The sequence below is a fragment of the Allostigmatella hybrida genome (genome assembly GCF_020103775.1).
GTDB lineage: Bacteria > Myxococcota > Myxococcia > Myxococcales > Myxococcaceae > Hyalangium > Hyalangium aurantiaca.
On sequence record NZ_JAHXBH010000001.1, the window covers coordinates 172,113 to 196,379 of the forward strand.

General features: G+C 70.8%; 17 protein-coding genes. 8 read left to right on the top strand and 9 right to left on the bottom strand.

Annotated features, from left to right (window positions below; all coding sequences use genetic code 11):
* The first annotated feature begins 131 nt into the window (after positions 1 to 131).
* Positions 132 to 3,164 carry a helicase-related protein gene (locus KY661_RS00640; RefSeq protein ID WP_225408330.1) on the top strand — a complete coding sequence of 1,011 codons (3,033 nt, stop codon included), beginning with the start codon at positions 132 to 134 and terminating at the stop codon, positions 3,162 to 3,164.
* On the opposite strand, the gene KY661_RS00645 is transcribed toward KY661_RS00640, so the two are convergent.
* A complete protein-coding gene (locus tag KY661_RS00645) occupies positions 3,154 to 3,879 on the bottom strand; it encodes an immunity 52 family protein (protein ID WP_225408331.1) in 726 nt (241 codons plus the stop codon). The two genes, KY661_RS00640 and KY661_RS00645, sit on opposite strands and share 11 nt — an antisense overlap.
* Positions 3,880 to 3,893: 14 nt before the next feature.
* Complete coding sequence (locus KY661_RS00650; RefSeq protein WP_225408332.1) at positions 3,894 to 5,318, bottom strand: restriction endonuclease fold toxin 5 domain-containing protein; 1,425 nt, start codon at positions 5,316 to 5,318, stop codon at positions 3,894 to 3,896.
* A 430-nt stretch (positions 5,319 to 5,748) separates the two neighbouring features.
* Here KY661_RS00650 and KY661_RS00655 point away from each other — a divergent pair, with 430 nt between their 5' ends.
* The 3 genes from KY661_RS00655 to KY661_RS00665 all read left to right on the top strand — a co-directional run bounded on the left by KY661_RS00655 (position 5,749) and on the right by KY661_RS00665 (position 8,230).
* The gene (locus KY661_RS00655) at positions 5,749 to 6,387 is read left to right on the top strand and encodes an SRPBCC family protein (RefSeq protein ID WP_225408333.1); all 639 of its coding nucleotides are present in this window, start codon (positions 5,749 to 5,751) and stop codon (positions 6,385 to 6,387) included.
* Between the two features lie 36 nt (positions 6,388 to 6,423).
* On the top strand, positions 6,424 to 7,593 hold the full coding sequence (locus KY661_RS00660) for a zinc-dependent alcohol dehydrogenase (protein WP_225408334.1): 1,170 nt from the start codon (positions 6,424 to 6,426) through the stop codon (positions 7,591 to 7,593).
* A gap of 100 nt (positions 7,594 to 7,693) precedes the next feature.
* Positions 7,694 to 8,230: a hypothetical protein gene (locus tag KY661_RS00665; RefSeq protein ID WP_225408335.1), complete on the top strand. Its 537-nt coding sequence runs from the start codon at positions 7,694 to 7,696 to the stop codon at positions 8,228 to 8,230.
* Between the two features lie 49 nt (positions 8,231 to 8,279).
* On the opposite strand, the gene KY661_RS00670 is transcribed toward KY661_RS00665, so the two are convergent.
* The 4 genes from KY661_RS00670 to KY661_RS00685 form a co-directional block, all read right to left on the bottom strand.
* Complete coding sequence (locus KY661_RS00670) at positions 8,280 to 11,858, bottom strand: endopeptidase (RefSeq protein WP_225408336.1); 3,579 nt, start codon at positions 11,856 to 11,858, stop codon at positions 8,280 to 8,282.
* A 301-nt stretch (positions 11,859 to 12,159) separates the two neighbouring features.
* The gene (locus tag KY661_RS00675; RefSeq protein ID WP_225408337.1) at positions 12,160 to 13,566 is read right to left on the bottom strand and encodes a HAMP domain-containing sensor histidine kinase; all 1,407 of its coding nucleotides are present in this window, start codon (positions 13,564 to 13,566) and stop codon (positions 12,160 to 12,162) included.
* Between the two features lie 26 nt (positions 13,567 to 13,592).
* Complete coding sequence (locus KY661_RS00680) at positions 13,593 to 14,150, bottom strand: hypothetical protein (protein ID WP_075009473.1); 558 nt, start codon at positions 14,148 to 14,150, stop codon at positions 13,593 to 13,595.
* 3 nt (positions 14,151 to 14,153) lie between these two features.
* Positions 14,154 to 14,918, bottom strand: coding sequence for a hypothetical protein (locus KY661_RS00685; protein WP_225408338.1), 765 nt, complete (start codon positions 14,916 to 14,918; stop codon positions 14,154 to 14,156).
* A 110-nt stretch (positions 14,919 to 15,028) separates the two neighbouring features.
* On the opposite strand from KY661_RS00685, the gene KY661_RS00690 reads away from it, so the two are divergent.
* Complete coding sequence (locus KY661_RS00690) at positions 15,029 to 15,640, top strand: hypothetical protein (protein WP_225408339.1); 612 nt, start codon at positions 15,029 to 15,031, stop codon at positions 15,638 to 15,640.
* 12 nt (positions 15,641 to 15,652) lie between these two features.
* On the opposite strand, the gene KY661_RS00695 is transcribed toward KY661_RS00690, so the two are convergent.
* Genes KY661_RS00695 through KY661_RS00705 form a run of 3 tightly spaced genes read right to left on the bottom strand, consistent with a single transcriptional unit; the run spans position 15,653 to position 19,477 of the window.
* Positions 15,653 to 17,251, bottom strand: coding sequence for a hypothetical protein (locus tag KY661_RS00695; protein WP_225408340.1), 1,599 nt, complete (start codon positions 17,249 to 17,251; stop codon positions 15,653 to 15,655).
* Positions 17,252 to 17,288: 37 nt separating this feature from the next.
* The gene (locus KY661_RS00700; RefSeq protein ID WP_225408341.1) at positions 17,289 to 17,669 is read right to left on the bottom strand and encodes a hypothetical protein; all 381 of its coding nucleotides are present in this window, start codon (positions 17,667 to 17,669) and stop codon (positions 17,289 to 17,291) included.
* A gap of 44 nt (positions 17,670 to 17,713) precedes the next feature.
* On the bottom strand, positions 17,714 to 19,477 hold the full coding sequence (locus tag KY661_RS00705; protein WP_225408342.1) for an ABC transporter ATP-binding protein: 1,764 nt from the start codon (positions 19,475 to 19,477) through the stop codon (positions 17,714 to 17,716).
* Positions 19,478 to 19,629: 152 nt separating this feature from the next.
* On the opposite strand from KY661_RS00705, the gene KY661_RS00710 reads away from it, so the two are divergent.
* The 3 genes from KY661_RS00710 to KY661_RS37120 all read left to right on the top strand — a co-directional run bounded on the left by KY661_RS00710 (position 19,630) and on the right by KY661_RS37120 (position 24,264).
* Positions 19,630 to 20,076, top strand: coding sequence for a hypothetical protein (locus KY661_RS00710; RefSeq protein ID WP_225408343.1), 447 nt, complete (start codon positions 19,630 to 19,632; stop codon positions 20,074 to 20,076).
* A gap of 112 nt (positions 20,077 to 20,188) precedes the next feature.
* Positions 20,189 to 21,313: a molecular chaperone DnaJ gene (dnaJ, locus tag KY661_RS00715; protein ID WP_225408344.1), complete on the top strand. Its 1,125-nt coding sequence runs from the start codon at positions 20,189 to 20,191 to the stop codon at positions 21,311 to 21,313.
* 200 nt (positions 21,314 to 21,513) lie between these two features.
* Positions 21,514 to 24,264 carry a protein kinase domain-containing protein gene (locus KY661_RS37120; protein ID WP_263436597.1) on the top strand — a complete coding sequence of 917 codons (2,751 nt, stop codon included), beginning with the start codon at positions 21,514 to 21,516 and terminating at the stop codon, positions 24,262 to 24,264.
* Positions 24,265 to 24,267: the final 3 nt, after the last annotated feature.

Below are 24,267 nucleotides of genomic sequence, written 5' to 3' on the forward strand. Positions count from 1 at the left end.
TCTCCCGGAGGCCCGCCAGGCTGCCGGGTTCCAGGGGCTGGGGATTTCCCGGTGGCCGCGGAGTGGCCATCCGCCAGCCAGGAGGTTAAGAGGCGAACCCCCTTTTTTACTCTTCCGCACCCGGACGTCCCATGTCTCTCGTCGAAGGTCTCAAGGTCCGCTACCTCCCCCAGCCCGAGTGGGGCGTGGGGCATCTCGCCGCGCTGATGGAGGAGGGCGCCAAGGCGGTCATCTTCTTTCCGTCGCGGGAGGACGCGCCGGTGCTCGTGTCCACCAAGGGCGGGGCCCTGGTGTCCTATGCGCTGCCCGCCGGAGAGCCCATCGTCACCGCCAAGGGGCGCGAGGCCACCGTGGTGAACGAGGAGCCAGGCGCCCGGGGGCTGCGCCGCTACGTCATCCGCTACACGGACACGGGCGAGGAGGACGAGATGCCCGAGTCCGAGCTGCGCGCCCTGCCGCCGCGCTCGGACCTGCTCAGCACCCTGCGCGAGGGCCGGGTGGGGGATGCCAAGGCCTTCACGCTGCGCAAGCAGGCGCTCGTGCTGGACGACGAGCGGCGCTGTGACGCGCTCGGCGCGCTGCTGGCCAGCCGGGTCATGGTGAAGCCGCACCAGGTGGGCGTGGTGCAGCGCGTGCTGTCGGCGCGGCGCCCGCGCTTCGTGCTCGCCGACGAGGTGGGTCTGGGCAAGACCATCGAGGCGGGCATGGTGTTCAGCGCGCTGCGGCTCGCGGGGCTGGCGCGCCGGGTGCTGGTGGTGGCGCCCAGCCACCTGACGGTGCAGTGGCTGGTGGAGCTGTTCCACAAGTTCAACCAGCTCTTCACGCTGATGGACTCGGACCGGTACGCCCAGTCCTTGAAGGAGCAGCCGGACGTCTCCCCGTGGGAGCGCTTCCCGCTGGTGGTGACGAGCCTGGAGCTGCTCTCGCGCACCGAGGAGCACCGGCGCGCGGTGGCCGAGGACGAGGCGTTCTGGGACCTGGTCATCATCGACGAGGCGCACCACCTCAAGGGCGAGAAGGCCTTCGAGGCGGCCCAGGGGCTGGCGGAGAACAGCTGGGGGCTCCTGCTCCTCACGGCGACGCCCATGCAGTTGGACCCCGCCGAGTACCACGGGCTGCTCACCCTCATCGACGCGGCCACGGCGCCCACGGTGAAGGGCTTCGAGGAGCGGCTGGCGAGGCAGGAGGAGCTGTCGAGCGCGGTGCGCGCGCTGCTGGAAGGGGGCGAGTCGGCCGCGGCCGTGAAGGCGCTGGCCAAGCGCTTCCCCGGGGACGCGAAGCTCCAGGGGCTGAAGGAGCGGGATGCGCTGCTGGGGCACCTGGCGGAGACCTACAGCCTGTCCGAGCGGCTGGTGCGCAACCGGCGCGCGGTGGTGGGCGGCTTCTCCACGCGGCGGCTGCACCGCCACCCCGTGCAGCTCTCCGCCGAGGAGTTGAAGACGCGGGACGCGGCGTTGGCGGCCCTGGCGGGCTCCTCGCTCCGGGGCGCGCCGCTGGCCAACGTGCTGCGGCGGCTGGAGTCGAGCTCCGCGGCGTTCGCGGGCGCGGTGGGCGCGAACCCGGTGCTCAAGGCGGCGAACCTCAAGCTGCCCGCGCGGGATGCGAAGCTCACCGCCTTCCTGGGCGTGCTGCGCGGCGTCTGGGCGCAGGAGCGGGACGCGAAGGTGTTGGTCTTCACCGAGAGCCGCGACACGCTGGAGGCGCTCCAGGCGGAGCTGGGGCGCGAGGGCATCGAGGCGCTCGGCTACCACGGAGACCTGCCGCTGGTGGAACGGGACCGGCAGGTGGCGCGCTTCCGGGACCCCGAGGGGCCGCTGGTGCTCTTGTGCACGGAGGTGGGCGGCGAGGGGCGCAACTTCCAGTTCGCGCACCACCTGGTGCACTACGACTTGCCGTGGAGCCCGGCGACGGTGGAGCAGCGCATTGGCCGCCTGGACCGCATCGGACAGTCGAAGCCGGTGGAGATCCACGTCTTCGAGCCCGCGGGGACGCTGGCCTCGGACGTGCTGATGCTGCTGGCGGACGCGGTGGGGGTGTTCGGCGAGACGGTGGGCGGCCTGGACGCGGTGCTGGAGGAGGTGGAGCCCCGGCTGTCGGAGCTGGCGCTGCTGCCGCGCGAGGCGCGGGTGGCGTACGCGGCGGAGCTGAAGGCGAAGGTGGAGGCGGCGCGGGCGCAGGTGAAGCGCGCGTATGATCCGCTGCTGGACCTGCGCTCCTTCGACAAGCCGGCGGTGGAGCGGCTGGTGGCGCGGGCCCAGGCGCGCATGGGCATCGAGGAGGACGAGGACGAGGAGACCGGCGCGCTGGAGGATGGGCTGTGGGGCGTGGCGAGAGACCTGGACGAGCGGCTGGAGGAGACCGTCACGGAGCTGGCCAAGCGGGTGGGCATCCGGGTGGACACGGACGATGAGGTAGACGCCTTCCAGTGCGCGTTCCACTTCGGCCACGCGCTCAACGTGGAGGGGCTGCCGGGGCTGGACGTGATGGAGGACCGGACGGTGCTGGGCACCTTCTGGCGCGACACGGCGGTGGAGGCCGAGGAGCTGGAGTACTTCGCGACAGGCCACTCGCTGGTGGAGGCGCTGTTCGGCTTCCTGCGGGACGGGCCGTACGGGCGCAGCGGCTTCCGCTTCATCGAGAAGCGGGGGACGCTGAAGGCCAAGGGGCTGGAGTTCCTCTACCACGTGCAGTTGCCGGAGCCGGAGGACACCTCGCCGGGCGCGCGGGTGCCGAGCCGGCAGATCGCGCGCTTCCTGGAGCGGACGCTGCTGCACGTGGCGGTGGCGGAAGGGCAGGGCGGGCCGAAGGCGGAGCCGGGCCTGCTATCCTCGCTGGAGGCGGACGGCAAGGCGCTCAAGGGCGACGAGGTGGCGCGCGCCTTCCCGGGCTTCAGCCTCTTCGTGGAGGCGGCGGTGCCGGTGGCCAAGAAGGTGGCGGAGGCGGAGCTGGGCAAGCTGGCGGCGAAGGCGAAGAAAGCCATCGAGGCCGAGCGGGACGCGGCCCTCTCCCGGATGAAGCTGTCCCTGGGCCACCAGGGACTCCCGGACGAGGCGGTGCAGGAGCAGCTCGACGCGGAGAGCCTGCACTACGACCGGCTGCTCCGGGCCCTGTCGGGGGCGAAGGTGACGCTCGACTCCGCCTGCGGCTTCGTCATCAACCGCTGATTGGCCAGGGCTGCAGCGGCTGGAGCAGCCCCGCTCCGTTCAGCACTTCGTGGACGCGCGAGGCCAACGCCAGGTGCTCCGCGGCAGAGACGGTGAACTTTTCGGGAGTGAGGAGGACAAGGGTGCCCTTGTCCTCCACGGGCTCGATGCGCACGGGAGAAGGAAGGGGCGGTACCTTTCCTCTCATCCGTGAGAAGTACATGAGCCACCCCACGAAGGTGCCGGGATGTGGAAACCCTGGGACTGCCAGCTCGCGGTGTTGATGCGAGGTGGCAATTGCCCATTCGGGTTCCCAGGCCAAGGCCATGGCGCGCAGGGCCTCCATCATGGTGGGCGCGGTCAGCATCCGCTCCGCGACAGGCCCCTCATCGTAGGGTTGGAGCACGCAAGTGGACGAAAGCCAGGGGTCTTCTGAACCGCACGTCCCGTTCACGCTGGACGTTTCTCGCAGGTTCTCCCCTGTCCACAGGTGGAAGGAAAACCCATCGCCTATCCGATGCTCCTTTCGCGCGAACAGGTTCTGGAAGCTCGCGGCGCTTGTCATGAACTGGCGTTTGCGCGCTTGCTCGAACGAGTTGGCGGTTTCATGCCAATGGGTCCAGGCCGGATCACAGCGGCTCAGGAGTTCGAAGAAATGCTCCGCACGCCGCGCGCACGCTTCGATGGACTCAGACCGGGCGCGCCAGTACGCGCCAGCGTAGTAGGTCTCAGTCATCGAGTGGCCGCTCCTCAGGGCGCTGGAAGAACATGGATGACCTCGATCGGGAGTCCGGCGTCCGCGAACATCTTCCTGAGTACACCCACGAGTTTCTCTTCAGCAACGATCCACCGGACCGGCGTTCCACGGGCCGCCCTGAATTGACGCCGTGCCTGGTCAAGCATCTTGGGACCGCCCTCGAACATCTTGAGGAAGCTCAGCTTGTTGTCGACCCACTGCGCATACCCAGTGCCTTTGACCTCGAGCAGCGCACCTTGCGCGAAGCCATCGAAGTCCACGGCTTCGTCACCGCCTTGAACGCGATAGACATGGCCCTTGGGCGCCCCCGTGACCTGGGCTTGGTAATTCCGGGCGCTCTCGGACATGTGCTCGGCCACGCGGACCCACTCGCCAGGGCCTCCGGAAGGAGGCGGTTGGGCCGTCTCTCCAGGATTGCCGCGCGCCGTCATGGCGACTGCGGTGGGGGCCAGCGAAACAATCACCCCCTCGGCATGGATGGCCACCGATTCCACCTGGGCCAATGCCGCCGCGGAAAAGCGGATGTTCAGTTGAGACTCGGCCAGCACGGCCGCTTGTCCGGCTCCCGGAAGCCCCGGCATCCTCGCCGCCATTCCCGCAGCGGTGTTCCCCACCGCCACAGCCGTCATCATCACGAGAGCCTTTGCTCCCTTGTCCCCCATGACCTGGGCGAAGGTCTCACCTGCTGCACGGATCTCTTCGAGCGTGGTGGCCTGATCCACCGTTGCGGCCAGTTCGCGCCACCCGGCGATGAGCTTCCACACCAACTCCCACCCCAGGTAGCTCACCAGGCCCACGGTCACGAGCGCGGCCACGCCCTTCGAGATGGGCTCGGGCAGGAGCCACAACATGAGGTACATCGTCATCGCACCGGTGAGGGTGGTCAGCACGGCTTCGGGATTCACCATGTGCCGGAAGGCGTTCTTCATTTCTCCGAGCACCGCTCCCTGGGCGATGGCCATTGCCAAGGCATACTTGCCATCGCCGTCCAGCACCGGGCTGTCCACCAGCAGGCGCAAGCAGTCCCTGGGCGGTGGTCCCCACGCGCGGCTACACCACAGGCCGTATTGGCGGTTCAAAGCCGCGCCAATGGGAGAAATCTCCACCTGCAGTTCGTTCTCCGCTCCCAGCGGGAACAGGCGCCGGCTCTTGCGTTCATAGTGGTACCAGCCACTGCGCTCACTCAGCCCAAAAAGATGCCGGGCGGACTGCAGAGGCCGTTCAGTGGGCGCTACCCTGCGGCCATGCTCCGCTACGGTCTCTTGGAAGGCTGTGAAGCCGACCTTTACGGGGGCAACGCCGAGGCGCGGAACATGGACGATGCGCTTGTCCTGGCCTGTGTCCAGATGGACGGCTTTCGTGGTGGCGCTGCACGCTACGAAGAAGACACACAGCACCAAGACTGCTTGGCGTGGCATGAAATGCCTCCAAAGTGTACGCCGCTTGGAGATCTTCGTGGTGACGCACCACGGGGCCCGGCACCGCGTTCACCAGGGCCTCCACATCCCCGAACTCGCGCTCGATGGCGTACGCGGAGGCGTCCCCGCTCCGTCCCCGTCCCCGCACGGACATAGGCCAGCCGGGTGCCGTCGTTTGAAAGCAAGGTCTCCAAGGTGCGCTCCTGAGAAGGGGGGCCTGTCTGACGGAGGAAGCCCGGACATTCAAGGCCGAAGCCGTGCTTCAAGAGCCCCGGTGAAGCCAGACACCGGGGCTTTGCCTGGTTCCTCCCCTGCCCTGATGCCCACCCTTCAGGCGTTCACCTGAAGTACGGCCGTCTCCGGTTGTCCCCCCGGGGCCTGCTCCCAATGTTGGGGAAGCAGAAGGATTTGCTCGTGCGGGGGAGCTGCGATGAGAACGGTCAACCTGGGGCAGGTGGGGCGCATTGCCGTCGTGGTGCTCGGCGGTTCGCTCTTGAAACTCGGCTGGGCACACCGCCGGGGCCTTCGTCCCCATACCGCGGGCCGCCGGAAGCCCTCCGAGGAGGGCGCTCCCGCCGAGGCCGTGGGCCTGGAGCGTTCCGTGACGATTGGAAAGTCCGCGGAGGAGCTCTACCGCCTCTGGCGCGCGCCGGAGACGCTGTCGCGCCTGCTGGGAGACTTCGCCGAGGTCTCCGCCGCGGGCGGGGACCGCATGCACTGGAAGGTGCATGCCCCGCTGGGCCAGAGCGTGGAGTGGGACGCGCGCATCGTGGAGGACCGCCCGGGCGAAGTGGTGCGCTGGGTGTCGCCGGAGGGCGCCGCGTGGTCCATCGAGGGCGCCGTGCGCTTCCGTCCCGCCCCGGCCAACTGGGGCACCGAGGTGACGTTCCGCCTCCACATCCGTCCCCCCGGCGGGGCCGCCGGTGAGGCCGCCATGCGGCACCTGCAGTCCGTGCCCGGGGCGCTCGTGCACAAGGTGCTCCGGCGCTTCAAGAGTCTCGCCGAGACGGGGGAGATTCCCACGCTTCACCACAACCCTTCCGCCCGGAAAAGCGCTTCGGCCTCGTGAGCCCGCGCCGGGCCAGAACCCTCAAGGAGACGTCACATGCGTGCACTCTGCTGGAATGGCATCAATGACTTGCGGGTGGAGACCGTCCCGGATCCGGAGATCGTCAACCCGCACGACGTCATCCTGCGGGTGACGATGTCCACCACCTGTGGCTCCGACCTGCACTTCATCGATGGCTACATCCCCTCGATGCGCGAGGGGGACGTCATCGGCCACGAGTTCATGGGCGAAGTCGTGGAGGTGGGCCGCGAGGTGAAGAAGGTGAAGAAGGGAGACCGCGTGGTCGTCCCCTCGTTCATCGTCTGTGGCAATTGCTGGTACTGCCAGCACGACCTCTGGTCGCTGTGCGACAACACCAACCCGAACCCCGAGCTCCAGATGGAGACGTTCGGCCACTCGACCGCTGGCATCTACGGCTACACCCATGCCTTCGGCGGCTACGCGGGCGCGCACGCCCACTACGTCCGGGTGCCACACGCGGATCAGGACTGCTTCCTCGTGCCCGAGGGCCTGAAGGACGAGCAGGTCATCTTCCTGTCGGACGCCGCGCCCACCGGTTACATGGGCGCGGACTTCTGCAACATCCAGCCCGGGTACACCGTCGCGGTGTGGGGCGCGGGGGGTGTGGGGCTCATGGCCATGGAGAGCGCCTACCTCCTGGGCGCCGAGCGCGTCATCGCCATCGACCGCTTCCCGGAGCGGCTCCGGCTCGCCCGGGAGCAGGCGGGCGCGGAGACCCTCGACTACACCCAGGTGGACAGCGTCGTGGAGGCGCTGCGGGAGATGACGGGTGGGCGCGGCCCCGATGCGTGCATCGACGCGGTGGGCATGGAGGCCCACGGCACGGGCATTGGCTATGCGTATGACCGGGCCAAGCAAGCGATGCACCTGCACTCGGACCGGGGCCAGGCGCTGCGGGAGGCCATCCTCTCCTGCCGCAAGGGCGGCACGCTGTCGATCCTCGGCGTCTATGGCCTGATGGACAAGTTCCCCCTGGGCGCCATCATGAACAAGGGGCTCACGGTGCGCACCGCGCAGCAGCATGGCCAGAAGTACGTGCCCCGCCTGCTGGAGCACGTGGCGCGCGGGGAGCTGGATCCCTCGTACCTCGTGACGCACCGGTTCCCGCTGGAGGAGGCCCCGCGGGGCTATGAAATGTTCAAGAACAAGGAGCAGGGCTGCGTGCGGGCCGTGTTCACCCCCTGAGGGGCACCCGCGGCGTCGGGAAGAGGACGCCGCCCGGCCGGCCCGGTTGAATCACTGTCCGGAACACGGATAACGGTTTCCCCCAAGGGGGGAGCCGTTCATGACACATGGGTGGAACTCGAGCGCATGCCGTGGGCTTCAGACGTTCTGCATGCTGGCCCTGATGGCTGGCTGTGGTGAGGAGGACTCGACAGACGTCCAATCCCTGTCGCTGGACACGAGAGACCCCTACGCCAATGCCGTGGGCCCGGGCTCCAGCGCGGTCGCGCACGAGGCCTTCCAGGCCGTGGGGCCCCCGGATGGGGAGTCCGCCATCATGCTGGGCCTGCTGGGCACCTCCCTGGTGCTCGACATGGGGGAGGGCGAGGAGGGCACGGGCGAGCTCTCCGTCTACTACAGCGGCGTGTCCATCGGCGTGGTGACCTCCGTGGACTTCCTCGGGGCCGACGGCACGCTGCTCAGCAGCGGCCTGCTGCACCTGGCGAAGATCCGGGGCGGCAAGCAGGTGACGCATGTGCCGTACCCTTCGGCGCCCACGCCCTACCGCTACGTCCGCATCCGGGGACTGTTGGCGGTGCCCTACGCCATCGACGCGGTCGAGGCCGCCAGCATCGTGGCGCCCCCGTCCGCCCTGTGAAGCGCCTCCTCCCAGCCTCAGCGTGCTGGGAGGAGGAAGTCCCGGACGCTTACGGCCGCTGGGACTGGGTCAGCCCCGGCAGGAGCAGCGCCTGCTTCGGCGCCACGGCCGCCGAGACCGGGAAGACGAGGTCGTCCCGGTCGTTGTAGCCGCCGCTGGTGCACGCCACCACGGTGCTGCTGGTGCCGTAGCGGAACTGGGCGCGCACGGCCTGCTGGCCCGTTGCGGTGCCGTGGAGCGTGAAGGTCTGCGAGAACGTCTTGCTGCCGGCGCCCGTGCAGGCCAGGTTCTTGACCAGCTCCGTCCAGGACGGCGTGCCCACGGCCGTCGTGTAGTAGAGGTCCAGGAAGTCCGTCGAGCCGTAGCACCACACCGTCACGTCCACCGTCACCTGCTTGCCCGGGGCGAAGGCGCCCTGGTCCACCGTCTTGATGGCGATGCGGTCGATGCTCTCGTCCGACTGGTAGGTGCCGCTGTTGCCATCGGCGCACGTGCCACCGAGGGTGTTGGGCCGGTTCAGCTCGTTGCCGCCGCTCATGGTTCCACGGCCCTTGATGAGCGTGGCGCCCGTGTCACAGCCACAGCCCGCCGTGCAGGCCGGGGTCTTCGTGGTGGTGTTGTAGGCCGCGGTCAGCGGCGTGCACTGCGTGGTGGTGGTGAACTTGAACGCGCTGCTGTAGGCGCCCGCGCCGCACGTGTCGTTGGCGCGCACCCGCCAGTAATACGCGGTGTTGCTGGCCAGGCCCGGGGACACCGTCCAGGTGCTGGCCGTGGGCGTGGCGGAGGCCACCACGCTGGTGAAGGCCGCGTCCGTGGCCACCTGCACCTGGTACCCCGTGGCGCCCGTCACATCGCTCCAGTCCAGCACCGCCGCCAGCCCAACGCCCGTGGCGTTGTTCGCCGGGCTCTGCGCCACCGGCGCCGCCAGGCTCACGCAGCCGCGCGTGGTGAAGGTGCGCGCCGCGCTCCACGTGCTCGCGCCGCCGCAGGAGTTGGAGGACCGCACCCGCCAGGAGTAGGCGGTGTTGGCCGCCAGCGCCGGGGACACCGTCCAGGTGCTGGCCGTCAGGCCCGTGGCGGAGGCCACCACGGTGGTGAAGGCCGCGTCCGTGGCCACCTGCACGTCATACGCCGTGGCGTTCGCGGCATCCGCCCAGTCCAGCACCGGGGCGGGCTCCACGCCCGTGCTCCCCGAGGCGGGTGTGCTGAGCGCCGGCACCGCCGGTCCCGCGCACGCGGGCGTCACGCAGGTGCAGGCGCTCGCCGGGCTGTAGCACGCGGCGCTCGCACCGGCCGCCACCACCGAGTAGCAGTACGAACGGCCATTGGCCACCTCGCTGTCCACGTAGCCGGTGCCGGAGACGGTGGCGATGTTCGCCTTGCCGAAGTCACAGCCCGCGAAGCCCTCGGTCTTCATCACCCAGTACTGCTTGGCGCCATCCACCGCGGACCACTTCAGGTCCACCTGGCCATCGCCCGGGGTGGCGGTGGGGGCCGGGGCCGCGGAGGGGCCGGCGGCGCAGCCCGAGTTGACGGGCGCGGGCGTGGAGCAGGCGATGCCGTGGCGGTTGAAGGCCGCGTAGAGCGCGGACATGTGCGGGGTGCCGTCGGCCAAGTTGCCGTTGTCATCGTCCGCCGCCAGCCACTGCATGTAGCCGTTGGTGGCGCCGCAGCCGTCGGAGGTGCCCGCGGTGCAGTTGCAGCCGTGCCAGGTGCCCACGTTGCCGCTGCCCTGGTAGAAGATCTTGTTGGCCACCAGGAAGGCGGTGTCCGAGTCGTAGTTGAACGGCGAGGCGCGCAAGTCCCGCGCCACGAAGTCCCACGCCGCCTGGCGGGTGGGCGAGGCCGAGCAGTGCACCTGCCTGCCGCAGGGGCCGGTGCCCGAGTTGCAGCGGGTGCACACGAAGTTGGCCGGGGTGGCGGGCGTCTTGTTGACGTGCTTCTCCCAGTCCGCGTCGCGCACGCCCGAGCAGTTGGTGTTGCACCAGGCCGCGCCCGTCTGGGCCTCGTTCTGGTTGTAGCCCGAGCCGTCCGGCGTCAGGCCGCAGCCCGTGTTCGTGGTCTGGAAGAAGCCAAAGCCGATGCACGAGGTCTGCAGGCGGTAGATGGCGGCGATGTCCGCGTAGCCCTCGCTGGAGTTGCTGAGCGTGCCGTTGGCATCGAAGTCATCCATGCCGTGGCCCCACTCGTGGTCGAACACGGCGCCAATCTCACCCGTGTTCCGGCACCCGCCGCCGCTCTTGTAGAAGTTGACGGTGGAGCCGTTCCAGAAGGCGTTGCAGGTGCTGGAGAGGTTGACGTTGGCGGTGAGCTTGCCCTGGAGCCAGGTGTTGCTGGGCAGCCAGCCACGGGCCTGCTCCTTCAGCTTGTTGAGCTCGTAGAAGCACGAGCGCGCCGCGGCCGTGTTGCCCGTGCCGCCGCCGCCGGTGGTGCAGTCATGGTCGTTGTTCTTGCCGCCCATGTCGATGAAGCCCGTGGCGGAGCTGAAGCTCGGCGTGCCGCAGCTGTCGCTGATCTTCACGTACTTGCCGTCCAGCGTGGTGGACACCGTGCCGGAGGTGTAGCTGTAGACGCCCGCGCCATCCGTGTAGTTGTTGGGCGCGGCGAAGCCCGTGTTCGCCCACGGCATGGGGGTGTTGGGCTGCAGGGTGCCGCACACGGTGTTGTCCGCGCACGTGCCGATGTTGGTGGAGGGGTAGACGCCGCCCTTGAGGGTGGCATCCAGGTAGTGGTTGTCGTCCTCCATGGAGAGGACCTCACCGGTCTGCGCGTCCACCGTCACCTTCCAGCGCTCCAACTCGCCGGGGCGCTGGAAGCCGTAGGTCCACGCCAGGTTGTAGGTGTAGCCCTGGCCGAAGGTGCCCACGAAGGTCTGGCCCCGCTGCGCGTCCGCGCGTACCTGGGGAACCACTTCCAGCGTGGGCTGCATCCACAGGGTGCTGGGCGTCTCCAGCAGGCCCAGCCGGTCACCGGCGAAGGCGATGGCCTGCTCGGCCGCCACCGTGGGGCGCACCGAGAGCCGCTGGGGCGTGGACCACGCCTCGGTGCCGATGAGGATGAGGTTGCCGTGGCTGATGGTGGCCGCCACGCGGCTGTGCCGCACCGGCACCCCGTCCACGAGCTGGGGAATGTGCACCTGCCACAGCTGCGGGGTGACCTGGGTGACGCGCGGCTCACCGAGCATCACCGGGTCCACGGCCAGCGCGTCCTGGTTCTCCGCGATGAACTGCACCACCAGGTCGGCGACCGTGGCCGCGTCCACCTGCGCGACGTTGCGGCCCAGGCGCTGGCGCAACCCCTGGAGGGTGACCTGGTTGCCCACGCCGTCGCCGGGGATGAGCGGGATGGAGCCCTGGATGGCGGTGGGCGTGCCCGTGCGCGCATCGAGGTAGACATTGAAGCCGCGGCCATGGCGCGCGAAGAACGCGTCCCATCCGCGCGAGCTCGCGGCGGACAGCTGCGGCTGGAGCTCGCCCAGGGGCACGTTGCTGATGGTCAGGGCCAGCTCGGGCTTGAAGAAAGCCTTGCTCGCCAGGGTGGCAGGACCTGACTCGGGGGGGACAATGGCCCAGCTCGCCGCTGCACCCAGCAGCGCGCAACAGGCGGTCAACTTCGCGACATGACGCATTCGAGGCTCCTACGAAACCAGCCAAAGACAATGCACGGCCGTGCCAAGCCCATGGCCATGGGCGGCGCGGTGACGATGAGAGGGAGGGTGGGGTGAACGGTGAGCGAAATCGAACTGCACCCCGGGTTCTAAAGGAGAATCCAGAAAGGCACAATGATTGGGACTATTTTGCCCTCATTGTTTTCCCTTGGATGTGTTGCAATTGAAAGATTGCCGCGACCCTGGGCGGGCCTGTCACATGGCAGGGGTTGTTTCACGGTGACAACAGCCGGACAGAGACACTGCCCTCAGAGGCAATGGCTTAGGGCAGGGGGAGGCGGAAGCGGAAGGTGGAGCCCACCCCGGGGGTGCTCTCCACCTCGATGTGGCCGCCGTGCGCTTCGAGGATGCGCCGGGCGACCGACAGCCCCAGCCCCACGCCGGGGATGGTGTCCCGGTTGCGGGTGCTGCGCCGGAAGGGCTCGAAGATGCTCTCGCGCTCCGTGGCGGGGATGCCCACCCCGGAGTCCCGCACGGCCACCCGGGCCTCGCCGGCCGTGGTGCTCAGCGCGACGTGCACCTGGCCGCCCTCGGGCGAGTACTTGATGGCGTTGCTCAGCAGGTTGTTGAGCACCTGGGAGATGCGCGTCGGATCACACCGCACGGACACCGGCGCCTCGGGAAGCTCGGCCACCAGCTCGTGCGCCGGCGAGAGCCCCTGGTGCAGCGCCACGGCCTCGTGCACGAGCCCGCGCAGATCCTGGCTCTCCAGGCGCAGCTCCAGCCGCCCCGCCTCGATGCGCGCCGTGTCGAGCAGGTCCTCCACCATCCGCTCCAGGCGCTCCACCTGGCGGGTGATGAGGGCGAAGCGCTCGCGGAGCTTCTCCTCGGGGGGCAGCGGCTGGTGGGGCCGCATCGTCGAGGCGCCCAGCTTCAGGGCGCTCAGCGGGTTGCGCAGGTCATGCGCCACGCCCGCCACGAAGCTCAGCTGCACCTCGCGCTGGCGCTGGAGCCGCTCGGCCATCTGGTTGAACTCGTGGGCAATCTCGCGCAGCTCCTGCGGGCCCACCTCGGGCGCCACCTCGGGCGCCGTGCCCGGGCGGAAGTTCACCAGGGCATCCCGGATGGAGAGCAGCGGCTGGTACAGCGAGCGGCGCACGCTCCACAGCCCCACCCCCAGGCCAATGGCCATCGCCGCGGTGAGGCCCAGCCCCAGCAGGTTGGCCAGCCCATCCCAGCGGTCCGTCTCGTCCGCCACCGCGCGCGCGTCGGCGAAGTTCACCTCGATGAGCTTCTCGGCGCTCTCCAGCGCGTGGCCGATGAGCTCGGGCCCATCCGAGAGCAGCACCCCGGGGGTGCTCTGGTGCTCCGCGGAGCGCCGCAGGTAGAGCTCCACCGCGGCCGTCACCTCGTTGACGATGACCGTCTCGGCGGGGCTGCCCACGAAGGCATGGGACTGCTTGAGCCAGTATTGGAGATCCTCCTCCGCCTTCTGCATCGCCTGGGCGTGCTTGAGGGCCCCGGTGAGCGCCAGCATCCGCTGCTCCCGGTTGTGCAGGAGCAGGGCGATCTCCAGCTGCTCCACCGCGCGCACGCTCTCCACGGCCTGCCAGAGCTGGCCGTTGTTCTGCTCCATCCGGCTGGTGATGACCATCAGCGCGGCGGCGATGAGGCTGGCCAGCACCAGGAGAATCCCCGCGAGGCTGGTGAGCAGACTCCGGAGGCTCATGGCGCGGGGCACGTGGACCACGCCCCTTATGCCTTGAGCTTCTCGCGCAGCGCCTTGGCCCGGCCCTGCATGTCGGGGTCCATGCTGGTGAGCTGAATGGACTTCAGGCGCTCGTCCAGGCTCTTGGGCACCTTCGTCTTCAGCTTGCCCTCGGCCTCCAGCGCCTCCAGCTTCGCGAGCGCCTTGTCGGAGATGCGCTCGCGCGGGTGGTCCAGCAGGCTGTCGAGGAAGTACGCGTCCTCGGGCAGCTCCGGGTACTTCTCCAGGTAGGCGATGACGCCCTGGACCCATTCCTGGCGCGTCTCGGCCTCGGCCAGCTTCTGCATCGCGGCCTTCTGGGCCTTGCGCTTGCCGTCCGGGTCGAACTTCTCGGCGAGCCCCTGGGGCAGCTCGCCCCCGGTGAACAGCGCGTCCGCGGCCGTCTTGTACTTCTGATACGAGGCGCTGCGCTCGATGCGCTGCTGGGCCGGGTCATCCTGGCGCGAGTGGCTGCGGCTCTTGCCGCGCTGCGCGTCGATTTCGCGCCAGCTCTTGTTGCGCTTGCCCGTGAAGCCGCCTTCGCTGTCGTCCTTGTCGCGAGCCATCCGTCAACGTCCCTTCCGAGCCTCCCACAGCGCCGTCAGCCCACGCCGCACCAGGGTGCGCACCTGCGTGAGTTCCTCGGGTGACAGCGGGTGCTCCTCGTCCTGCTCCGCCTCGAACAGTGCTTCTTCCGCGTATGCGGCGAGGGCCTCGGGCACCGGCGGAGTCTCCGTGCCCGCCCGCTCCAATTGCGCCGGGTCCACGCTGGCAATCCCTGGTGGCCAGCCCAGCTCCAGCATGGCGTGCAACTCGAAGAGGAGGTGCCGGGCTGCCCCGTATCCTTCGTCCGTCAGGCCCGCTGCGTCAAGAGCGCCCAGCAGCGCATCCTGCCGGTTCTCGAAGGCGTGGGTGCGCCGCGTGCGCCCCTTTTCATCGTCTTCCAGGTAACGCCAGGCGGCCTCCACGAATTCGGCATCCGGCTCGCCGGGGGCAAAGGGCCGGGGCGGCTCGAGCTTCTCCTTCTTCGGCCGGGGCGGGCGGGGGCCGTCGTCCAGGCGCGGGGTGAGCCCCTCCTCCACCATGTCCCAGAGGCCCAGCAGGTTCTGGAACAGGCGGCGGGCGACCTCCGGGGAGGGGAAGTGGGGCTCGCCCTCGAACAGCGTGGGAATCACCGCGCCGTGCGGCTGGCCCTCGGCCTGGGCGGCGCGCATCCGGGCGAGCACCTCCTCGGAGCCGTAGGGGCTGCCGGACAGCTCCAGCAGCCCGTCGAGCGTCTGCGCGCCCTCGAAGTGGTGAACGAATTCGGTCTGTTTTCCGCGGGGACGGCTCATGGAAGGCAAACGCTAACCTCATGCGTCAAGGGACGCACGCGGCGTTCACGGGGCATTCGCCGCTCAACGCACGGGCATGCCCGCTCTCGCATGCTAGGCTGGTTCGTGGGATGGACAACCCCTCGCCCGAAAAGTTGAAGGCCGCGGTCCAGGCGCTCGCCCACGTGCGGGCCGTCGAGGGGCCTCCGGGAGACAACGGCCAGCGGCCCGTCTGGCACATGAGCACCCAGGGCGTGGAACTGCTGTCGCTCGTGGACCCCGAGGGCCGCGTGCAGCGCCAGGAGATGACGCTGCTGGATGACCACTACGTCTGGTCCAGCGGGGAGGGGCTGCTCACCGGCTGGGTGGAGCGGGGCGGGGGCGCGAAGGTGAACCCCGCCGCGGCCACCATCCGCACGGATCCTCAGCTGCTGCCCTTCCGGCTGGTGCGCGGGGCCCGGGCGCTCGCGGGCTACGAGGGCGAGGACCGCTACATCCTGCACATGAAGCGGGTGCTCGCCCTGGCGCGCGAAGGGCTGGAGCTGCGCGGGGAGCCCGCCGTGCCCGTGCGGCCTCAGGAGCCCGAGGAGGCCACGGTGACCGCGGCGCCCAAGGTTCTCCCCGGCCTGCTGCGGCCGTGGACGCCGCCCCCCTCCTCCTCGAAGCACGAGGGGTTGATGATGCTGGGCGTGCTCATCGTCGGACTCCTCGTGGGCATCGGCCTGTTCCTCTGGCTGCTCTGAGGGCCCCCCGGCTCAGAACCCGGAGCCCCCGGTGGCGGGCGCGGGAGCCCTGTCCGGCGGCGTGCCAAGCAGCACCACGGGGGAGGCGCCCGACAGGGCGATGACGTCGGCGGCGGCGCCCAGCTCCTTCAACGAGACGTCCTCCGAGAGCTCCAGCCCCACGAAGGCGCCCGCCAGCACGTTGGGCACCTCGGCGGGCCGCGAGTGGAGGGACACGCGCAGCGGCGGGCCGCCTTCCACGGGGGACAGGTGCAGGACGGAGTGGCCCTCGATGTGGGCGCGCCAGGACAGGCTCAGCGGGCCCGAGAGCGCCGAGGGAAACAGCAGCCGCAGCGTGCCGGACTGCGCCGCCAGCAGGGCGAAGAGGGGCAGGCGCGCCTCGAGCCCCTGGAGCGTGGCGAGCCGCACGGCCTCCGGGGGCCGTCCCACGAACGCCACGGAGCGGGCCCCCGTCTGGGCGCTGGCCCGCAGCAGGTGGTGGAGCGCCGCGCCCGTGAGCCGGGCATCGGCCTGGAGCGGCAGCACGGGCTCCGGGGTGAGCCCCAGGGGCAGCCCCGTCCCCGCACCGTCCGAGGCGAGCGAGGGGGAGAGGGCGCCGGCGAGCGCCGGGGCGGAGGCCGTCCACGGCAGGTGCGTGCCCCCGGGGGACACCAGCCCCTCCAGGGCGGCGAAAACGGCCCCGGGGGGCAGGGGCGACGTCTGGGAGGTGCGCAGCGTCTCGAAGCCCGTGGGCGGCAGCAGCGGCCCGAGCCCCGCGGCGCGCGCCCCGTCCAGGGCCGTGCGCAGCGGGTGGCCATCCAGCACGAACAGGGCGGTGACGGAGGCCACGAGGACGAGGCCGCCCATCCACTCCTTGCCCCGGCGCCCCCCGCGCGCCACCCAGAGCAGCAGCAAGCCCCCCAGCACCGTGAGCAGCCCCATGCCCGCCCAGCGCACCGGACGCAGCCAGAGCACCTCGTCCGTGGCCTGCGTGAGGAAGTCCGCGCGCCCGGCGAGGGGCACCTGCGCCAGGCCCATGAGCGGCACGAAGAGCTGGTAGGCCTCCAGCGCGCTCACCGCCGCGACGGCCGCCAGCACCCCGGCGACGATGACGCCGAACAGCCGGCCCGCCGGGGTGTCCTGCCCCTCCTGGCCCGGCTCGGACTCGTTCCGGGTCAGCCCCAGCCCCAGCCCCAGCCCCAGCAGCAGCGCCGCGCTCGTCCAGGCCCCCAGCATCCGGGGCGCCATGGCCATGCCGGTGCCCCGCGCCAGCAGGCTCCGCGCGTCCGCGGGCTCCAGCGCGCCCAGCGCCTCCACCGTCCGGCCCACCAGCACCTCCGTGCCCAGCAGCCCCACCGTCCACGGCAGCGTGGCCAGCCCCAGCATCACCGCCAGGGGCACCACGCGCCCCGTACCGGCCTGGCACAGCATCAGGGTCAGGAAGCCCACCTCCACCAGCCCCGAGAGGACCACCAGCAGGGTGAAGGGCCCCGCGGCGCTCACCACCCGGGAGACCGCCTCGGACCCCGCCAGGCAGCTCAGGGCCACGGTGGAGGTGAGCAGGACCGTTGCCGGCGCCGCGGCGGCCGCGAGCGTTCCCGGGGCAAGGCTGGGTCTGGCGGTGGCGAACATTCCCCGGAAATTAGGGACCCCCTTAATTCTTGGAAACTCAGGCTGGGGGACGTCCGACCAACCAATAAACAACGGTGAACAACACCCCCACAATCGGTCCCAGTAACGCGCCCAGAGTGATGAGTCCGAAGCACTTGCCCGGCTCACAGCCAATGTGCGCTCCCGCACAGAAGCCCAGCACCCACAGCGGCACCTGGAAGCCGAGCACGAACAGCCCCACCCCGCGCACCACCAGCCCCCGGTACCAGCTGCGCGTGAGCAGGCGGAAGACGATGGGCACCAGGAAGAGGGTGCCGGAGGCCGCCACGGCCACCGCGGTGTGCCGGGCCACCACCGCCCCGCACGCCAGGGCCGCCAGGGCCAGGGCCGGCACCAGCAGCAGGGTGTTGAGGTTGGGCGAGGGGGGCTCGGGCGTCATCCCACCCGCCACGCTGGCAAAGCCCGCGCGGCCGGGCAAGGCCCTCAGGCGGCCACGGCGCCTTCGCCCAGCAGCCGCGCGTAGCGGCCCTGGCGCGCGAGGAGCTGCTCGTGGGTGCCGGCCTCCACCACCTGGCCCGCCTCCATCACCGCGATGAGGTCCGCGTCGCGCACCGTGGAGAGCCGGTGCGCGATGACGAGCACCGTGCGGCCCTTCATCAGCGCCGCGAGCCCCTCGCCCACCGCCGCCTCGCTCGCCGCGTCCAGGGCGCTCGTCGGCTCATCCAGGAGCAGCAGGGACGGGCGGCGCAGGAAGGCCCGGGCGAGCACCAGGCGCTGGCGCTGGCCCCCGGACAGCCGGGAGCCGCGCTCGCCCACCGGCTCGTCGAGGCCCGCGGGCAGCGCGTTCACGAAGTCCTTCGCGTGCGCCAGCGTGAGCGCCTCCCACAGCTCCGCGTCGCTCGCCCCTGGGCGGCCCAGTAGCAGGTTGTGGCGCACGGTGCCCGAGAAGAGCACGGGCTCCTGCGGCACCCACGCCATCTGCGAGCGCACGCTGGAGGGCTTCAGCGCGTTCAGGGGCTCCCCGTCCCAGCGCACCGTGCCCCCGCTCGTGGGCAGGAAGCCGAGCAGCACCGAGAAGAGCGTCGTCTTGCCCGCCCCCGAGGCGCCCACCAGCGCCACGCGCGCGCCCACCGGCACGGTGAGGTCCACGCCGCGCAGCCCCTCGCGGCCATCCAGGTAGGTGGCCCGCACGCCCTCCAGCACCAGCGCCCCCTTCAGGGGCTGCGCCGCGCGGCCCTCGTCCGGGGGCGCGGGCTCGTCCGCGATGGCGAAGAGGCGCTCGGCGGCCACCAGCCCCGTGAGCACCTGCGAGAGGGTGCCGCTCAGGGACTTCACGGGCTGGTAGAGCAGGAGCGAGGCGGCGACGAAGGACAGCAGCCGCCCGGCCAGCGCGGGCTCGGCGGCCACCGCGCGCGCGCCCCACATCACCACCAGCGCCACCCCGGCGATGCCCAGCATCTCCACCGTGGGGCTGAAGGCGCCGCGCAGAAAGAGCGAGCGGCGCATCTCCCCGAAGTAGCGCCCGGACTCCTCGTCGAAGCGCGCCAGGGCCCGGGGCACCCCGCCGTAGGCCTGCACCACGGGCAGGTTCTGCAGCTGCTCCGCGGTGAGCGAGGTGAGCGCGCCCAGGCTCGTCTGGGAGCGCAGCGCCACCTTCTTCAGCGAGCGCGCGAAGCGGGCCACGGGCACCACCGTGGCGGGCATCACCACGAAGGTGAGCAGGAACAGCTTCGGGTCGATGAGGGCGCAGGTGACGAGCAGCGCCACAATCTGCATCCCGTCCTTGGCGTACGAGGACAGCGCCTGCGTCACCGAGAACTCCACCAGCGGTACGTCCGCGGTGAAGCGCGAGAGCAGCTCCCCCGAGTGCCGGCGCTCGAAGAAGGCCGGCGGCTGGGCAAGCAGCCGGGCGTAGAAGAAGCCGCGCAGGTCCGCCATCACCCGCTGGCCGAGCCGCTGCATCCACCCGCCCTGAAGAAATTGCGCGGTCGCTTTGAGCGCCGCCACCGCCACCACCAGCAGGGGCAACCGGCGCAGCATCTGGTCCGGGGGCAGGCTCACCCCCGCGAGCGAGATCGGATCTCCGGTGAGCACCGCGCGCAAGAGCGGCCCCACCAGCCACGCGTAGGCGGAGGTGGCCGCCGCGGCCATCACCGAGGCACCCAGGCCCGCCAGGAGCAGCCCGCGATAGGGGCGCAAGTAACCCAGAAGCCGGCGGTAGACGTGAGGCGAAGGACGGGGGGCCACGGCGGCGCGGACTCTCGCACCCCGGCTGGCAATGGCCAAGCCACCCTCGGGGGTATGAGGGCTGCTTACCTGCCTGCCCTGCCGCCTACCAACCCCTACATGTGGGCCCATTCGTTGCTGGGCCGGGAAGGGGCAGCCAACTTCAGGGGGCCATGGAGATCAACGACACGAACCAGAAAGAGGCGCTGTTCAGTCCGGGCTGTGAGCCAGTTGTGGAGGACGAGGAGCGGCGGAGGCTCCTGTGGCTCATGGCCGAGTACTTCCGGACGATCGGCTATTCGGACATCAAGGCACGGCTTCCGGGCTTCATGCCCCCACCGGTCCTGTCGGGGACCATCGAGGATCATCGCCCGGACTTCACCTGCCGGCAGACGGACTCGGGCCACACCCCCATCATCCTGGAGATTGTCACCCCGTCGATGGTGGATGACGCGCTCGCGGAGAACCGGTGGAGCCTGCTGGGCAGCGCCGCGAAGCTCTACAACGCCGAGCTGCACTTCGTCGTGCCCAAGTGGTCCCCCCTGGGGCCCGTGGACGCGGCGCTCAAGCGGCGGCTGGCCCGGATGGAGCTGACCGTGAACCGCGTCTGGACAGTCTAGCCGTGAACCGGCCGCTCCGTTGCCCCCTGGATTGCTGGCTCTGAACCCTGCGTTATAGTGCGTCGGCTCAAGACGCGGGTCGAAAAGCCAGGAAATCCAGGGGTTTGACGCGATGCCATCGGTGTCGGGACAGAAGCGCGATTATTACGAGGTACTCGGCGTCCAGAAGGGCGTGAATCCTCAGGAGCTGAAGAGCGCCTTTCGCAAGGTGGCGCTCCAGTACCACCCGGACCGGAATCCGGGGAACAACGAGGCCGAAGAGAAGTTCAAGGAGGCCTCCGAGGCCTATGAAGTCCTGAGCGATCCGGAGCGCCGGGCGCGCTACGACCGCTTCGGCCACGCCGGCGGGGGCGCCGAGGGCTTTGGCGGCGGCTTCCAGAACGTCAACATCAACGACATCTTCGGGGACATCTTCGGAGAAATCTTCGGCGGGGCCCGGGGCGGCCGCGGCCGGGGCGGCACTGGGCGCGGGGCGGACCTGCGCTACAACCTGGAGATCTCCTTCGAGGAGGCGGCCTTCGGCTGCCGTCCCAAGGTTCCGATTCCGCGTCCCAAGAAGTGCGACACCTGCACCGGCTCGGGCAGCAAGAGCGGCGCGGCGCCCAAGCCGTGCGGCACGTGCGGCGGCTCCGGCGAGGTGCGCTTCACGCAGGGCTTCTTCGCGGTGTCGCGCACGTGCGCGGACTGCAACGGCACGGGCGCGTTCATCCCGGACCCCTGCCCCAAGTGCAAGGGCGCGGGCAAGGTTCCCTCCGAGGAGGTGCTCGAGGTGGCCATCCCCGCCGGCGTGGACAACGGCACGCGGGTGCGGCTGTCGGGCATGGGCGAGCCGGGAGACCGGGGCGGCCCCGCTGGCGACTTGTACGTGACGGTCATCGTGCGCGAGCACCCGCTGTTCCAGCGCGAGGACTACGAGGTGTTCTGCGAGGTGCCCATCTCCTTCACGCAGGCGGCGCTGGGGGCGAAGATCGACGTGCCCACGCTGGACGGGAAGGTGAAGATGACGGTGCCGGCCGGCACGCAGTCCGGCAAGGTGTTCCGGCTGCGCGGCAAGGGCATCCCCCACCTGCACAGCCAGCAGCGGGGAGATCAACACGTGCGCGTGATTCTGGAGACGCCCACGGAGCTGACGGCCCGCCAGCGCGAGCTGCTGGAGAAGTTCGCCGAGGAGGCCGGCGAGGAGACGCACCCGCACTCCAAGAGCTTCTTCGCCAAGGTGAAGGAGCTGTTCGGCTAGCGCCGCCGGGCCTGCGGCCTCCTCCTTATATAAGGAGGACGGCCGGGCGGGCCCTTGGCGGGTTTCCCCCGGGGCGTGCCGTTCTTAACCCCGCCGCTCCGGGGGCCTGCTCAGCCCCAGACGGTCCCCGGTGCCCGAGTGACTTTGGGCCGACGTTCCCCCCACCTGGCGTTCTGAGGCACTGACCCCGGCGCGAGGCCATGCACATCAACACCCTCTGCACCAGCTTCGGGGGGGGCGCCGTGGGCATCTATCGACTGGTCCGGCAGCTGGCCTCGGGAGGCATGGCGGAGGTCTTCCTCGCGAAGGTGTTCGGCGCCGAGGGGTTCGAGAAGCCGGTGGCCGTCAAGCGCGTGCTGCCGTCCCTGGCGAAGGACCGGGAGTTCGTGGAGCTGTTCCTGCGCGAGGCCAAGCTCACGGTCTCGCTGCAGCACGCCAACGTGCTCCAGGTGTTTGATCTCGGCGAGGTGCGCGGCCAGTACTACATGGTGATGGAGTTCGTGGACGGGGAGAACCTGCGCACGCTCCAGCGCGCGGCCGCCGCGGCGCAGGTGCCCATGGGGCTGCGCGAGGGCGTCTTCATCGTCCAGCAGGTGGCCGAAGGGCTCGCCTATGCCCACGACAAGCTGGATGCGGCGGGCCGGCCCCTCAACATCATCCACCGCGACATCAACCCCTCCAACGTGATGATTTCCGTGGCGGGTGAGGTGAAGCTCGCGGACTTCGGCATCGCCAAGGCGGCCAACGTCCAGGGTGGCACCCAGGCGGGGGTGGTCAAGGGCAAGGTGGGCTACCTCGCCCCGGAGCAGGTGCGCGGCGGGGCGGTGGATCAACGCTCGGATCTGTTCCTGCTGGGGCTGCTGCTCTACGAGCTGCTCTCGGGCCACCAGCTCTTCTCGGGCACGGATTACTTCCGGGTGCTGCGCAGCATCTCGGCCTTCGACGTGAAGGCGATGGAGCCGCTGCCCGGGGTGCCCGCGCCGCTGTGGAGCATCGTCACCCGGGCCCTGGCGCAGGAGCCCTCGGTCCGCTTCCAGCGCGCCCGGGACATGGCGGATGCGCTGCAGGACTTTCTCTTCGAGCACCGCCTGCGCGTGGGCCCCCAGGACGTGGCCCGCCTCTTCGCGCGCTGTCTGCCGGGCCGGCGCTCGCCGCTGGAGGCGGGGCCGCACACGGAGTTCCGGGGCGAGGAGATCCGCCTCGGCGGGGAGGGGGCCGCGAATGCCGCGGAGCCCGTGCGCACCGGCGGCTGGCGTGCCGTGCCGAGGCTGGAGCCGCACCGGCCCACCCCCCCGCCCGTGGACAACATCCCCGGCACCCCCGGGGTGAGGACGGTGGCCCTCCGGCCCCAGCCCCGTCCGGATGCCGCCCGCCCGCAGGGGACGCCGCCCCCGGCCGAGCCAAGCCTCCGCGTGGCGCTGCCCCTGGCCACGCCGGTGCTGCAATTGGCCCCGCCGCGCGCCCGCCCCCCCGTGCGCAGGCCGCTGGGCGAGCTGCTGGTCTCCTCCGGGAAGCTCTCGGAGACGCAGCTCCACACCATGCTGGGGCGGCAGCGGCGCGACGGCGGCAAGCTGGGCGAGTGGCTCGTGGCCGAGGGATTCGTCACCGACGAGGAGGTGGTGGCCGCCATCAGCGAGCAGCAGGGCATTGCCTTCATCGCCGAGCACCAGCTTCGCCACCTGCCCGTGCCCACGCCGCTCCTGGCCCTGTTGCCGCTGGAGCACGCGGCGCGCTTCGAGGCGGTGCCCCTGGCGCTCCACGGCAAGGAGCTGGTGTGCGCCATGCGCGAGCCGGAGAACCTGGACCGCCTGAGCGAGCTGCAGTTCCTCACGGGCTACGCCGTGCGCGGGGTGCTCGCCAGCGATGGGGCCATCCGGCGCGCCATCAACCGCTTCTATCTCGGAGAGGAGCTTTCGATGCGCATGGACTGGGGCAGCATGGTGAAGGCCAGCGTGATGGGGGCGCCGCCCATCCCTCCCCCGCCCGTGGTGGACTCCTCCCAGGAGAAGACGGACGAGGAGCTGCCCCGGGAGCCCTCGCGGAGGGAAGGGCGGGGCGAGGCGGTGGAGCCCGGGGGCCGGGAGGCACGGCTGCTCGCGCGGGTGCTGGAGTCGGCCCTGGCGGCCCTGGGCGGCGCGGGCGTGCAGGGCGCGGTGCTGGCCCGGCTGACGCGGCAGGTGGCGCTGCGCCTGGGCGCCTCGCCCGGGGAGGCCGGGCAGGGCGCCGCCGTGGCGTATGCCCTCGTCTGTGCCGCCCGCCTGGAGGGCAAGCCGTTCCTGGCGCGGCCCACGTGCGAGTCGGTGCGTGCGGTGCTCGGCCGGGAGGCCGGGGAGGTGGCGGCGCTGATCCAGGGCTGCGCGGAGGCCGTGCCTGCCGGCCATCGGACGGCCCAGGCGCTCGCGGCGGCCCTGGCGCTCCTGGAGGTGCTGGGCGCCACGGCGCTGTCCCCGGAGGCGGCGGCGCGTGCGCTCGGGCGGCTGCGGGAGGAGGGCCGGCTGCCGGGCGGGGTGCTGGAGGCACTGTCCGTGGAGACCGCCGAGCTGGTGCTCGGGGAGGCCCGGGTGGGCAGCGTGGTGCTGGCCGAGCCGGACGCGCAGCGCTCCGCCACCCTCCAGGCCCGCTTCCTGGCCGACGGGGTGCGGGTGCTGCTGGCGGACTCGGCCGCGCGCGTGCGGCAGCTCCTGGGCGAGGGCGCGCAGGCGCTGGTGGTGGCCTCGCACCTGCCGGACGGGGACGGCGCCGCCCTGACCCGCCTGCTGCGCGAGGCGGCGGACACGGCGGCCCTGCCCATCTTCGTGCTCGCCCCACCGGAGGACCCGGCCCTGGTGGAGGCGGGGCTGGATGCCGGGGCGGACGACGTGCTGGCCTACCCGGTGAACCCGGATGTGCTCGCGGCGAAGGTGCGCCGGGCACTCCAGCCGCGCCGCGCCCTGGTGCCTGGGGTGGGGTGAGGC